The sequence below is a fragment of the Paenarthrobacter sp. 2TAF44 genome (genome assembly GCF_052114885.1).
In the GTDB taxonomy this organism is placed as follows: Bacteria; Actinomycetota; Actinomycetes; order Actinomycetales; family Micrococcaceae; genus Arthrobacter.
In genome coordinates, this window is sequence record NZ_JBFRFP010000001.1 from 360,014 (window position 1) to 373,324 (window position 13,311).

General features: G+C 62.1%; 10 protein-coding genes. 8 read left to right on the forward strand and 2 right to left on the reverse strand.

Annotated elements, in window-relative coordinates; translation table 11 throughout:
* The first annotated feature begins 22 nt into the window (after positions 1 to 22).
* Genes AB4Z15_RS01550 through AB4Z15_RS01570 form a run of 5 tightly spaced genes read left to right on the forward strand, consistent with a single transcriptional unit; the run spans position 23 to position 5,524 of the window.
* The gene (locus tag AB4Z15_RS01550; RefSeq protein WP_442015727.1) at positions 23 to 472 is read left to right on the forward strand and encodes a zinc ribbon domain-containing protein; all 450 of its coding nucleotides are present in this window, start codon (positions 23 to 25) and stop codon (positions 470 to 472) included.
* Positions 469 to 1,596, forward strand: coding sequence for an alcohol dehydrogenase catalytic domain-containing protein (locus tag AB4Z15_RS01555; RefSeq protein WP_442015728.1), 1,128 nt, complete (start codon positions 469 to 471; stop codon positions 1,594 to 1,596). Before AB4Z15_RS01550 ends, AB4Z15_RS01555 begins: the two co-directional genes overlap by 4 nt.
* On the forward strand, positions 1,593 to 3,065 hold the full coding sequence (locus AB4Z15_RS01560) for an NAD-dependent succinate-semialdehyde dehydrogenase (protein ID WP_442015729.1): 1,473 nt from the start codon (positions 1,593 to 1,595) through the stop codon (positions 3,063 to 3,065). Before AB4Z15_RS01555 ends, AB4Z15_RS01560 begins: the two co-directional genes overlap by 4 nt.
* A 46-nt stretch (positions 3,066 to 3,111) precedes the next feature.
* Positions 3,112 to 4,482: an MFS transporter gene (locus AB4Z15_RS01565; protein ID WP_442015730.1), complete on the forward strand. Its 1,371-nt coding sequence runs from the start codon at positions 3,112 to 3,114 to the stop codon at positions 4,480 to 4,482.
* 40 nt (positions 4,483 to 4,522) lie between these two features.
* Positions 4,523 to 5,524, forward strand: a complete 1,002-nt coding sequence (locus AB4Z15_RS01570; RefSeq protein WP_442015731.1) for a LacI family DNA-binding transcriptional regulator — start codon at positions 4,523 to 4,525, stop codon at positions 5,522 to 5,524.
* Here the strand turns inward: AB4Z15_RS01570 and AB4Z15_RS01575 are convergent.
* On the reverse strand, positions 5,521 to 6,306 hold the full coding sequence (locus AB4Z15_RS01575; protein ID WP_442015732.1) for an SDR family NAD(P)-dependent oxidoreductase: 786 nt from the start codon (positions 6,304 to 6,306) through the stop codon (positions 5,521 to 5,523). The two genes, AB4Z15_RS01570 and AB4Z15_RS01575, sit on opposite strands and share 4 nt — an antisense overlap.
* 5 nt (positions 6,307 to 6,311) lie before the next feature.
* Positions 6,312 to 7,166: a sugar phosphate isomerase/epimerase family protein gene (locus AB4Z15_RS01580; RefSeq protein ID WP_442015733.1), complete on the reverse strand. Its 855-nt coding sequence runs from the start codon at positions 7,164 to 7,166 to the stop codon at positions 6,312 to 6,314.
* Positions 7,167 to 7,354: 188 nt separating this feature from the next.
* Between AB4Z15_RS01580 and AB4Z15_RS01585 the strand changes: the two genes are divergently transcribed.
* The 3 genes from AB4Z15_RS01585 to AB4Z15_RS01595 all read left to right on the forward strand — a co-directional run bounded on the left by AB4Z15_RS01585 (position 7,355) and on the right by AB4Z15_RS01595 (position 13,298).
* The gene (locus tag AB4Z15_RS01585; RefSeq protein WP_442015734.1) at positions 7,355 to 8,656 is read left to right on the forward strand and encodes an MFS transporter; all 1,302 of its coding nucleotides are present in this window, start codon (positions 7,355 to 7,357) and stop codon (positions 8,654 to 8,656) included.
* Between the two features lie 113 nt (positions 8,657 to 8,769).
* On the forward strand, positions 8,770 to 10,536 hold the full coding sequence (locus AB4Z15_RS01590; RefSeq protein WP_442015735.1) for an FAD-dependent oxidoreductase: 1,767 nt from the start codon (positions 8,770 to 8,772) through the stop codon (positions 10,534 to 10,536).
* A gap of 293 nt (positions 10,537 to 10,829) precedes the next feature.
* A complete protein-coding gene (locus tag AB4Z15_RS01595) occupies positions 10,830 to 13,298 on the forward strand; it encodes a glycoside hydrolase family 2 TIM barrel-domain containing protein (RefSeq protein ID WP_442015736.1) in 2,469 nt (822 codons plus the stop codon).
* Positions 13,299 to 13,311 lie beyond the last annotated feature (13 nt).

Below are 13,311 nucleotides of genomic sequence, written 5' to 3' on the forward strand. Positions count from 1 at the left end.
GCCGGCCGCTGGGAGAGAACACGTGATCCTCTACGATTTCGCTTGCCAGAACGGGCACCACTTCGAGGCCGGCCTCGCGACAATGGCATCGGCCAACCCGCCCTGTCCAAGGTGTGGTGCTGAAACCAGCAGGCGCCCTTCCCGGCTGAACATCGGGGGACGCGCGTCCGCAGGGCCCTCCCGGGAGCAGATGCCGCGTAGCTGGAACGCCGTCCGGCAGGGCGACCGCGAAACGATCGCGCACTGGCACCGAGTTGCCGAGCGCCGTGAAGCACTCGAAGAACGCTACCCGGAACTGGCCGGTGACCGACGCCCCATCCTCGCGCACGAAGGCATCTTTTCAGGCCGCCCACTCCGCGCCGGTGACGACATCGCCACAGCGGTAACTTCGGCCATCGCCGAAGGAGCAACCCCACATTCCCATCACCCCGCACCGACCCGGGGAGACATCAACATGAAAGCCACACCATGAAAATAACCGGAGCAGTCCTGGAAGAGATCGGCCGCCCACGGCCTTTCGGAACCTCCCGTCCTATCACCGTTAGCGAACTCGAGCTCGATCCGCCCGGCCCAAGTGAGGTCCTGATCAAAATCGAAGCCGCAGGAATCTGCCACTCTGACCTGTCCGTCGTGGACGGCAACCGGGTTCGGCCACTACCGATGCTGCTCGGCCATGAAGCTGCCGGCCGTGTCGTCAGTTGGGGGCATGGAGTCGAGGACCTGGTCACGGGCCAGCGGGTGGTGATGGCCTTCCTTCCCCGATGTGGGGAGTGCGCCAATTGCCGCACGAACGGGCGACTACCCTGCACGCCCGGCTCGGGAGCGAACAATGCGGGAACCTTGCTTTCGGGCGGAACACGTCTGCATCGCGGCGGGCAGGATGTTTACCACCATCTGGGTGTGTCCGCGTTCGCAACCCACGCCGTCATCGATCGGCGCTCACTAGTGCCTGTTGACGACGACATCCCGCCGGAGATCGCCGCGGTCCTTGGATGCGCCGTGCTCACAGGGGGCGGGGCAGTCATCAACGCCGCCAAGCCCGAAGAGGGAGAGACGACCATAGTGGTGGGTCTAGGCGGAGTCGGAATGGCGGCGCTGCTCACAGCGGTTTCCCTCGGAAAAGGGGACGTCATCGGAGTGGACGCCGTCGTCGACAAGCTCGAACGAGCGACTGCTCTGGGCGCAAGCGCGGTCTACACGCCCAGTCAGGCGTTCGAAGCAGGGCTCAAGGCGCCGATCGTGATTGAAGCTGCCGGTAACGCCAGAGCCTTTGAAACTGCCGTGGCACTGACCGGCGTAGGTGGCCGGACCGTCACCGTTGGCCTTCCTGCACCAACTGCGGAAGCGGCGATCAAGCCGCTCGGGCTCACCGCCGAGGCCCGCACGATCATTGGCAGTTACCTCGGATCCGCCGTCCCTGCCCGTGACATCCCCGCCTTCGCGCAGCTGTGGCGTGAGGGGCGGCTACCCATCGAAGCACTGATTTCATCCACCATCACCCTCCAGGAAGTAAACCAAGCCATGGACGACCTCGCGGACGGCCTCGCGGTGCGACAAATCATCACGTTTGCGGTAGCGGAAGCAGATCCTCGGTGAACGCGGCTTCGGAAGTCTCCCTGCTGGACTCCTTACCAACCGGAGTCTTCATTGCTGGAAAGTGGCATGACGCCCCGACAGGGCAGCGTTTCGATGTTGAAGACCCTGCCACCGGGAAAGTCCTCACCACCGTCGCCAATGGATCCCCTGTGGACGGGTTGGCAGCACTCGACGCGGCGGCGGCAGCGCAAACTGCTTGGGCCGGTACCCCCGCGCGCACCCGCGCCGAAATCCTCCGAGCCGGCTTCGAAGCCGTCACCGCCCGCGCCGAGGACTTCGCCCTCTTGATGACAATGGAGATGGGCAAGTCCCTTACTGAAGCTCGCGGCGAGGTCGCCTATGGCGCGGAGTTCCTCCGCTGGTTCAGTGAAGAAGCAGCCCACATCTCGGGCCGGTATTCCCCATCGCCGGACGGGAATTCGCGCCTTCTGGTGACGAAACGACCGGTCGGCCCCTGCTTGTTCATCACTCCGTGGAACTTTCCCTTGGCGATGGCGACACGGAAAGTCGCTCCTGCAATCGCGGCCGGCTGCACGATGGTGATCAAGCCACCGGCCCTGACACCGCTGACGACGCTCCTTTTCGCGCAGGTCATGCACGAGGCAGGATTGCCAGCAGGTGTGCTCAACGTGGTGCCCACATCCTCGGCGGGAGCTGTGACGGGTCCCCTCATCGCAGATCCCCGGTTGCGGAAACTCTCGTTTACCGGTTCCACGGAAGTCGGGGTCCGCCTCCTGCAAGCGGCAGCGGGGACCGTGCTTCGAACGTCCATGGAACTTGGTGGAAACGCACCGTTCCTGGTGTTCGCCGACGCAGACCTCGACGCGGCAATTGAAGGTGCCATCGCAGCCAAGCTCCGGAACGGCGGACAGGCCTGCACGTCGGCCAACCGGTTCTACGTTCACCACAGCCTTGCCGATGTGTTCGCCAAGCGTCTGGCCTCCCGGATGTCCGAAATGACACTCGGTCGCGGGACGGAGGCCGGAGTTCAGATCGGACCGCTCATTGACGAGCACAGCCGCCAAAAAGTCGCAGACCTTGTCGATGACGCTGTCAGTAAGGGGGCACGCGTGTTCACCGGTGGAAGGATGCTGCCCGGACCCGGCTACTTTTACGAACCCACCGTCCTCACCGATGTGCCGGCCGAGGCGCGTGCACTGTCAGAGGAGATCTTCGGACCGGTGGCCCCGATTGTTCCTTTCCACGACGAACAAGAGGCAATCAACCGCGCCAACGCGACCCCCTACGGGTTGATCTCCTACGTGTTCACCCGCGACATCAACCGGGTCCTTCGCCTATCCGAACAACTCGAGACCGGCATGCTCGGTGTGAACTCGGGCATCATCTCCAACCCCGCAGCACCGTTCGGCGGCGTCAAGCAGTCAGGCCTCGGCCGTGAAGGCGGAGCCGAAGGAATCGAGGAATTCCTCGAGACCGTCTACATCGGACTCTCCAATCCCTTCGCCTGACCATCTCCCCCGCCAACTCCCTTGTACCAAGCTGAAAGAAAATCCCATGACACTTCCCAGCACATCCATCAGCACAAAGACCCCCTGGCGTGTGCCACTCGCCAGCTTCGTCGGCACAACCATCGAATGGTATGACTACTACATTTTTGGCATCCTTGCCGCGACCGGCGTCTTCAGCAGACTGTATTTTCCCGAACAAGACCCAGCAACCGGTCTCCTTCTTGCCTTTGTCACCTACGCGGTGGGTTTCGTGGCCCGCCCCTTCGGGGGGATGTTCGCCGGTCACTTCGGAGATAAGATCGGCCGGAAGCCCATGCTCGTTCTCTCCCTCCTGATCATGGGGGTCGCGACCCTGGCCATGGGACTCTTGCCGACCTACGCCCAGATCGGTTTCTGGGCTCCCGTCCTGCTCACGATGTTGCGCCTGCTGCAAGGTTTCGGGGCAGGAGCAGAATGGGCGGGAGCGGCAGTTATTTCCATCGAGCACGCGCCTCCGGGCCGCAGTGGATTGTTCGGGAGCTTCACCCAGATGGGCGTTCCCGCCGGAATGCTGCTCGCCAATTCCAGCGTCCTTGCCGTAAAAGCCTCGGTGCCCGCCGACATTTTCGACGCCTGGGCGTGGCGCATACCGTTCCTGCTCAGTGTCCTCCTGATCGTTACGGGCATGATCGTCCGCTCCAAGCTCGAGGACTCCGACGACTTCAAAGAACTCGTCGCGGCCAAGCAGACCTCGCAGAAACCCTTGGGTGAGGCACTGCAGAAGGAGGCCAAGGGCATTTGGCTCGTCGTCGGAATGCGTTTGGCAGAAAACTCCGCCTATTACCTCTACACCACCTTCTCCGTGGTCTACATCATGAAGACCTTCGGGACCGACCGCGCCAACCAGGGAACGATGTCGGTACTTATCGCCTCCGCGATTGGCATTATCGCCGTCCCACTCTGGGCCATCCTTTCCGACAAAATCGGCCGCAAGCCCGTCTACCTTTTCGGGGCCATCGGAGGACTCCTGTTCTTCCCGTTGTACTTCGTCATGACCGACACAGGCAGTGCGTTGTTGGCAACCCTCGCCATCATCATTGGCCTCGCTGTTTTCCACAACTCCATGTATGGGCCACAGGCAGCTTTCTTTGCAGAACTGTTCTCTACTAAATTGCGCTACAGCGGAGCCTCCATGGGCTATCAGTTCGGTTCGGTGCTCGCCGGTGGCGTCGCGCCGCTGGTCGCCGTCGCCCTTCTGAACGCCGGGAATGGTGAACCAGGATGGGTGATCCTGTACTTCAGCATCATTGGCATCATTACGGTGGTGTCCGCACTCATCGCACCCGAAACCCGCAAGAAATTCAGTCAGGACACCGCAGACCCACGGCACCAGCACGACAGCCCGTCCGCTCAGAAGAGCCAGACGCACGTTCAATAGCATCGGGACCCGAGCTGATCTGGTGAAATACGATGGTGCAATGGTAACCAGCGTTGACGTGGCCCGTCATTTGGGATTGTCGCAGTCGACAGTGTCCCGTGCCCTTCGGGGCCATCCGTCCGTTGCCCCAGCCACGAAAGCGCGGATTCTTTCGGTGGCACGGGAGCTAGGGTATGTGCCTGATGCCGCTGCCCGGATGATGGTGACGCGGCGGACACACGCCGTCGGTGTGGTTGTTGCTGACCTGACCAGCCCTATTTATCCGGTCATTGTGGAGTCGTTGCAGAATCGGCTTCTTGAGCGCGGGTATCGGATGGTCCTCATCCGGGACCCGGACATTTCACCTGACCCTGAGGCAGTTGATGTCCTGGACAGTGCAACGGTGGACGGGATGATTTTTGTTTCGGCGAGAGAATCTTCAGCCGCCGTCCGCAGGGTGTTGGAGCGCGGGACACCCGTGGTGTTGCTCAGTCGTGACGATACGACTGTTGAGGTCGAGGCAGTCCTTGCCGATGACCGACGCGCCGGCGAGATTGTTGTTGCCCATCTTGAAGGCCTGGGGCACAAGAGCATCGGTGTCCTGACCACTCTGCGGGACCGGTCCAATGGCCGGGACCGTGAGGACGGGTTCCGGGCGGCCATGGAACGGCGTGGACTTCAGGTTCGTGAGGACTGGATTCGGCATCTGAGGCTAACCCATGAAGAAGGGGTCCGGGCCGCGCTGGAGTTGTTGGATACCCAGGACCGGCCGACGGCAATTTATTGCGTGACGGATGCTTTGGCGTTTGCCGTGTTGGACGCCGCTGCGCAACTGGGGATCAGTGTTCCCCAGCAGCTTTCCGTGGTGGGGTTCGATGACTCCGGGCCGGCGCGGTGGGCTTTCATCAACCTCACCACTGTGCATCAGCCGATCCCGGAGATGTCGTATCTGGCAGTGGACCGTCTTGCTGGGAGGATCGAAGGTGAGCCTCCCAGCGAAACGATGAAGACGGTGTTTCCGGTCCATATGCAGGTGCGGGGGACGACGGGACCGCCCGCTTAGGCGGTGTTGCGGCCGCCGCTGAGGTCCAGTGTCTGGCCTGTCATGTAGCTGGCCTCGGTGGATAGCAGCCATGAGGCCAAAGCCGAGAATTCTTCCGGCAGCCCGACTCTTCCCATCGGAACCTTGGCAAGGAGTTGGGCGTTTCGTTCCGGGCTCAGGTCCTGAAGGAGCCGGGTTTTCATCATGGACGGGGCGATGGAATTGACCGTAACACCGTAAGGTGCCACCTCTTTCGCTGCCGTTTTCACCAGTGCGACCAGGCCCGCCTTGGAAGCCGAGTAGGCGGCCTGGTGCGGATTCCCTTCACGCGCGGAAATGGATGACAGGATGGCAATCCTGCCGTAGGCCTGCTTGGTGAGGACCGGCAGGATACTGGCCAGACCGTGGAGGCAGCCGTCCAGATTCACGCTCAGGGTTCTGGCCCATCCTTCTGCCGGCATCTCCGTCACGGGAACCTCCGGTCCCTGGATGCCATGGGCAAAGAGCGCCCCGTCGATCCTGCCGTACCGCTGCAGAACGGCCTGCACAGTATGGTCCCAGTCCTGCCTTTGGGTGACATTCAGGGCCATGCAGTTCGACGGACTGCTGCCATCACCCCGGCCGCCGGCATTGACGTCCGTGCATACAACTGTGGCACCTTCGCGTGCCAGCCGGTCCGCGGTGTCCGAGCCGAGGCCGCCGGCGGCGCCGGTCACCAGGATCACCTGGTCCTGAAACCGACCGGGCCAATAGGTCTCCGGGGCGGCGGTTCGGGTTGTTTTTTCTTGGGTAAGTTCGCTCATGGTGTTCACTTCGTTTCGGTTTTCAGGGAGGTTCGGGTCAGCGTTGCGGCTGCCTCATAGAGGTGTTGGAGGTGGGCAAATGTGCCATGCGCCTCGACGGCCAGGACGTCAGGGACTTCGACGCTGATCGGCGTGTCCGGGAAAAGGTCCAGGATCTCCCCAAGGGGGAAGACACCCTCCCCTGGCGCTAGCCTCTTTGACCGGGATTCGATCTGCCGGGGGGATCCGTTGACGTCCTGTCCCAAGGGCATGGCACGCGGGACCGGCAAGTCCGGGGTGTCGGCTGGGCCGTCACACAGCTGGATGACAGTCACAGCCCCTGCAGGCAGATGCTCCAGTTCCGCAATCCTGCCGCCGGCACGCACGAAGTGAAGAACATCGAGCATGATTCCGCATCCCGTCTGCTGGACAAGCAATCCCGCCGCAGGCACGGTTGCCAGGGGCTGGTAGGAGATCGGCTCAACGGAGGGCCTGATCCCGAACGCGCGGGCATCTTCGACCAGCGCCGCAAGGCTGTCCCTTAGCCGGCCCCCATCCGGATCACTTCCGATCACGTTCAGAACACTCGCACCCAGGGCAGCTCCCGCTTCAAGCACGGGCTCCCATTCGGCGCGTCCACGATTCCCGTTGAGCGTGAATACCTCCACATCACGCACCGCCACTCCCGTCCCTCCGAGACGATCAAGCGTGTGTACAAACATGGTGGAGCCAACCGCCATGCGGTAGGTCGATTCGCCCTTGGTCGCCGGGTAAACGCGGATGCCGACAGAGGTGAAGCCGGCGTTAGCCGCAGCCTGGACCAGTTCGGGCGGACTCAGATGCAACGCTGACAAGTGGGCCAGACCAATGGTTCTGTTCATAACTTCCGTCCTGCTCAATGGGTGTTTGACCGCGATCCAACGATGCGCGTATGATCAAAATCACTAAATGACTGCGTAGTCATTAAAGCACTTATCCCACTCGCCGGCAAAGGTGCCGAGCTACAGAAAGGTTGCGGTGAACCGCAATGACGACTCCCCAAACCCCCAACACAGGGAGCACTGCCGCCATGAGCACTCCCACCCATCCCCCGGTAACGATCAGCGCCAGGGCAGGCCGCCGTGCAGCACTGGCCAGCACAGTCGGCGCAGTCGTTGACTGGTACGACTTCTTTCTCTATGGCACAGCCGCTGCCGTTGTCTTCGGTCCCCTGTACTTCCCGTCCGACAACCAAGTTGCCGGCCTGCTGGCATCCATGGGTTCCTTCGCCGTCGGGTTCCTGTTCCGCCCACTGGGCGGGGCCATCTTCGGCCACTTCGGTGACAAGTACGGCCGCCGCACCATGCTCTTCATCACCGTCATCATGATGGGCCTGGCCAGCACGGCCATCGGGTTGCTCCCCGGTTACGCTGCCATCGGTGTCGCCGCGCCCATCCTGCTGGTGACCCTGCGGGCCATCCAAGGAATGGCTGTCGGCGGGGAATGGGGCGGAGCCGCCCTGATGGCGGTGGAAAACGCACCCGCAGGTAAGCGGAACTTCCTGGCGACCGGCGTCCAGATCGGATCATTCGTCGGCTTGCTGCTCGGCACCGCAGCGTTCTCGCTGGTCACCGCCATGACCACCCCCGAACAGTTCCTCGCCTGGGGCTGGCGGCTGCCATTCGTGATCAGCATCCTCTTCGCCCTCGTCGGCCTCTGGATCAGGGCAGGCGTGCCGGAATCAGCGGAGTTTGCCGCAGCCAAGGAAGAACACAAAGCCGCCCAGGCACCCTTGGCCGAAGCCCTGCGGACAAGCCCCAAAAAGATCCTGGCAGTGATCGGCATGAGAATGGTGGACCAAAGCACCTTCTACATGGGCTTCACGTTCTCACTCGCCTACGTCAAGAACTTCACAGACACGCCGTCCTCAACCGTCCTGACCGCTTCCATGGTCGCCATGGTCCTGGCCATTCCCTTCCTTGCCCTCTGGGGCCGACTCGCGGACAAGTTCGGCCGGAAATGGTTCTACATCATCGGCCCACTGGCCGCAGCACTTGCAGCAGCCCCGTTCTTCGCGGCCCTAGAAAGCGGTGAGCTGGTCCCGATGATCCTTGGCTTCGTCGCGTTGATCAACCTCGGACACAATATCTCCACCTGCGTCCAGCAAACGTGGTTCACCGACATGTTCGACGTCCGGATCCGATACAGCGGCGCAGGATTTGCCTACGCACTGGCTGGTGCCGTCGGCGGTTTCATTCCCCTGGTCGCCACCGCCCTGATGGCAAGCAGCGGCAGCTGGGTCCCGGCAGCAGCACTCCTTGCAGGCCTATGCCTCATAGCACTGGTATCAAGCCTTTGGTCCTATAAGTGGGCCAACAAGGAACACCGCTAAACCCAAAGCAGTACCCATCCCCCCGCAACAGACAGGAGGCAGGTGCGTGCCGCCGCGCACCTGCCTCCAGCCCGTATACGAGACCAACAAACAACATTGAAGGCCAGAACCGAGTGAAGACCACCAAAACCATCGAATCAAGCGCAACCTCCGGCACCACGTTCGACTGCGACGTCCTCGTCATCGGATCGGGCGCAGGCGGCCTCTCAGCTGCGGTCACAGCGGCCTACCACGGGCTGAAAGTCATCGTCGTGGAAAAGGCGCACGTCTGTGGCGGTGCCACGTCCTGGTCCGGCGGCTGGGCCTGGACCCCTGGAAACCCGTTGGCCACGGCCGCAGGAATCAAGGAGGACCCCGAACTCTTCCGCACCTACCTGCGCCACCGCCTCGGCAAGAACTACAACGCGGAAAGGATCGAGGCCTTCCTTGAAGCAGTCCCCCACATGGTTGGGTTCTTCCATAACAAGACCAGCCTCCAATTCGTCCCCGGGGCCAAGATCAAAGACATCTATGGCCAGACTCCTGGCGCGGGCACCGGAAACCGCTCTGTCGGCCCCAAACCCCTCAATGCACGCAATATCAAGCCCGAGCTACGTTCAAAGGCGCGCCACCAGCTCTACGAAACCTCGTTCCTGGGCATGGGCATCATGGCCGGACCTGACCTCACTAAATTCCTTTCGGCATCCCAGGGCAACATCCAGGGCCTGCTCCACGCAACATGGCGGGTGGGACGGCATGTTCTGGATCTGCTCATCCATCGTCGCAACATGCAACTCGTCAACGGCACCGCCCTCACCGCCAGGCTGTTGAAGTCAGCTGACGATCTTGGTGCTGACATCCGCGTCTCCACACCAGCCCAACACTTACTCACCGATAAGGAAGGCAAGGTGAGCGGCGCCGTCGTACATTCACCCGACGGAAGGTACACCATCAACGCTTCGCGCGGCGTCGTGCTCGCGACGGGCGGCTTCCCGAACGACGTGGCCCGCCGCGCAGAACTATTCCCTAAAACCCCCACGGGCAAGGAACACTGGACCCTGGCACCCAAGGAAGCCACCGGAGACGGCATAACGATGGCCCAGGCCGTAGGGGCAAGCTTCAACACCAACGTCGAATCGCCTGCCGCCTGGTGCCCGGTCTCCCTGGTTCCCTACCGCAACGGCCGCACAGGAACATTCCCCCACATCATGGACCGCGCCAAACCAGGCAGCATCGGCGTGCTCCGCAATGGAAAACGGTTCGTCAACGAAGCCAACGGCTACTACGACTACGTCGAAGGAATGCTCAAAGCAACGCCCGACGGCGAACCCGTCGAAGCCTGGCAAATCGCCGACGCCGCCTACGTCCGCAAGTTCCCCCTGGGAATGGCCAAACCACTGCCCGTCCCCCTGTTCCCCTACCTCCGCTCCGGCTACCTGAAAAAAGGCGACACCATCGAAGAACTGGCCAGTGCCTGCGGCATCGACCCTGAAGCCTTGGCACAAACCGTGGCGGACTTCAACGAAAACGCCCGCAAAGGCATCGACCCCGAATTCAACCGGGGAACCACCGAATTCAACCGATACGGCGGAGACTCCAAGAACACCCCCAACCCATCCCTCCGAGCCCTGGAAAAGGGTCCGTTCTACGCCGTCAAGGTTCTCCCTGGCTCCTTCGGCACCTTCGCCGGCCTCGCCACCGATCCGCACGGGCGTGCCTTGGACAATGCAGGGCGAGCCATCAACGGACTCTACGTCGCCGGCAACGACCAAGCCTCAGTCATGGGCGGCCACTACCCCGCAGGAGGGATCAATCTCGGCCCCGCCCTCACCTTCGGATACATCGCCGGACGCGACCTGGCCGGCGTCAGCGACTACGAAGACGACGGGACGTCAGCTTAGGCCTGTCGAGCCTTGCCAATAGTTACCATGGCGGTTACTATTCAATTCAAGCTTCCCAGCTCGCGTAGCTGCTGCCCAATCACCAAGGTGCACCTGAAGCAGTGAGACCGTGGGCGAGTCGCCAGATCTCAGGCTCTGCCCATGCCCGAGCGGAGAGTCAGTACTTCCGCGTCCCCCCAGCAAAGGTCATTTTGCGCTGCCCTGCCTTTGACCTGCTCCGGTCTCTGCAGCGACCGTTGCATGCGCAATGGTGGGAAGCCCGTCCACGGAACACACAAGACCGACAGGAAGAGATGATGACGAAGGACCTCACCGAATACAGGCAGCCCACACGCGTTTCCTTCAACAGTGGGTGGTCCGTTCGCCCGAAAATCGGCTTCTTCTCGGAGTTGCGCCCCGGCCAGGCACCACCGGAATCAATCTGCCTACCCCACGACGCGCTTGTGGGATCAGCACGGATTCCGAGCGATAACGGGTCGAACACGGGCTACGTCCCCGGGGGTGCGTTCGCGTACTCAAAGGAGTTCGATGTGCCGTCCGAGTGGAGCGACCGCCACGTCGCGGTCGACTTTGAGGGCGTCTACCGCGACGCGATGGTTTTCGTAAATGACGACTTCGTGGCCCAACGCCCTTACGGCTACTCCGGTTTCCGCGTGGACATGACCCCCCACCTGCGACACGGGGAACGGAATGTCATCCGGGTAGAGGCACGCGCACACGAGGACTCCCGCTGGTACAGCGGTGTGGGCATTTACCGTGATGTCTGGCTCACTGTCGCCGGCGAGGTCCATCTCGACTACGCGGGCGTCCAGATCACAACCCCTGACGTTGATGCCGACCTGGGCGTCGCAGCCCTAGCGACGACGCTGCGCAACTCCGGGGCCCGACCGCGAACAGTGCGGGTTCGCGTTGACATCCTTGACCAGGAACAGGCGTTGGTCGCGCAAACTGAGGCCCCCGTAACTGTCCTTCCGGCTGAGCCCGCGGTGCTGCGCCAGCGTCTGACCATCAAGAACCCACAGCTGTGGGACGTCAATGATCCGAACCTTTATACAGCGGTGACCCGCGTCTTCGACGGCGCCGACGAGCTTGAGCTTTCCACCACCGCGTTTGGCTTCCGCACGCTGCAGCTGGATACCGCGCACGGCCTGCGCCTGAACGGACGGACCGTTAAACTGCGGGGCGCGTGCATTCACCATGACAATGGACCCCTCGGCGCCGCCACCATCCGCAGGGCAGAAGAACGCCGCGTCGAACTGCTCAAGAAGGCCGGATTCAACGCCATCCGCAGTAGCCATAACCCCCTCAGCCCCGCGATGCTCGACGCTTGCGACCGTCTAGGGCTACTTGTCATCGATGAGGCTTTCGACGTTTGGACCGAGTCCAAATCATCCTTTGACTACTCATTGCGCTTCGCTGACTGGTGGGAGCGCGACGTCGAAGCGATGGTGCTCAAAGACGCCAATCACCCCAGCGTCATCATGTATTCGATCGGGAATGAGATTCCCGAGACGGGAAACTCCCTGGGCGCCGTGTGGGGCAGGCGCATCACTGAGAAGATCCGTCAGTTGGATCCCACCCGCTTCACAACGAACGGCATGAATCCGATGGTCTCTGTTATCCACCGCCTCGCCGAGGCGGGCAGGAACATGGAGGGTGGCGTCAACTCAGCCATGAATCAGATGGGCGATTTGATGAAGGACATCGCGACGTCGGACCTGGTCACCAACAGCACTGAGGAGTCTTTTGCCGTAGTTGACGTTGCCGGACTCAACTACGGAGAGAGCAGGTACGAGCTGGACCGTGAACTGTTCCCGAACCGCCTCATCGTGGGGACCGAGACTTTCCCCGCAAAGATCAGTGAGAACTGGATGTCCATTGAGCAGCATCCCCATCTCATCGGCGACTTCACCTGGACCGGATGGGACTACCTGGGCGAGGCCGGTATAGGACGCGTCAACTACGCTGACGAAGGTCCCCAATCCTTCGGCGCACCGTTCCCTTGGCGGACCGCGTGGTGTGGGGACATCGACATTACCGGACATCGCCGGCCTGTTTCCTACTTCCGTGAAGCTGTGTTCGGCCTCAGGGCCGAGCCCTACATCGCAGTGCATCCCCCCGAAAATTTCACGCGGGAGGCACGCCCCACTCAATGGTCTTTCAGCGACGCAGTTGCAACATGGGACTGGGATGTTGCCGAGGGAACACCGATGCGCATCGAGGTTTACAGCGCAGCGCCTGAGGTGGAACTGCAGATCAATGGCAAGAGTGCAGGAGTCCGCCCGGCGGGCCCCGGGAACGGGTTCAAGGCGATCTTCGACACCGAATTCGCCGCTGGCGAGGTAACGGCTATCGCCAGAAATGCCGACGGATCGGAGGGAAGATGGAGCCTCTCGACTCCGGAGGGCTTGCCCACCCTCCGGGTCCGAAGCGATCGGACTACCATCGACGCCTCCGACGGCGATCTCGCGTTCGTCGACGTATCCCTGGAAGACGATGCGGGCCGTGTCTTCAGGCAGGGAGCAGAGCCCTTCTCTGTTGCAGTGGAAGGCGACGGCGTGTTGCAGGGGGTCGGTAATGGGAACCCACAGTCACAGGATTCCTTCCGCTCCGACGTCGGCACCACCTACGAGGGAAGGGCACTGGCAATCGTGCGCCCCACCGGAGCAGGTGAAATCACCGTCACCGTGAAAGGCGCGAACCAAACGGCCACGATCACTGTCACAGCCGTGGACCGCTTGGTGGATGCCCTGGTGCACTGAGCCGGTTCTACCC

Coding starts and splice junctions, on each gene's coding strand:
- AB4Z15_RS01555 (WP_442015728.1), top strand. CDS start 469: ATGAAAATAACCGGAGCAGTCCTGGAAGAGATCGGCCGCCCACGGCCT.
- AB4Z15_RS01565 (WP_442015730.1), top strand. CDS start 3,112: ATGACACTTCCCAGCACATCCATCAGCACAAAGACCCCCTGGCGTGTG.
- AB4Z15_RS01570 (WP_442015731.1), top strand. CDS start 4,523: ATGGTAACCAGCGTTGACGTGGCCCGTCATTTGGGATTGTCGCAGTCG.
- AB4Z15_RS01575 (WP_442015732.1), bottom strand. CDS start 6,306: ATGAGCGAACTTACCCAAGAAAAAACAACCCGAACCGCCGCCCCGGAG.
- AB4Z15_RS01580 (WP_442015733.1), bottom strand. CDS start 7,166: ATGAACAGAACCATTGGTCTGGCCCACTTGTCAGCGTTGCATCTGAGT.
- AB4Z15_RS01585 (WP_442015734.1), top strand. CDS start 7,355: ATGAGCACTCCCACCCATCCCCCGGTAACGATCAGCGCCAGGGCAGGC.
- AB4Z15_RS01595 (WP_442015736.1), top strand. CDS start 10,830: ATGATGACGAAGGACCTCACCGAATACAGGCAGCCCACACGCGTTTCC.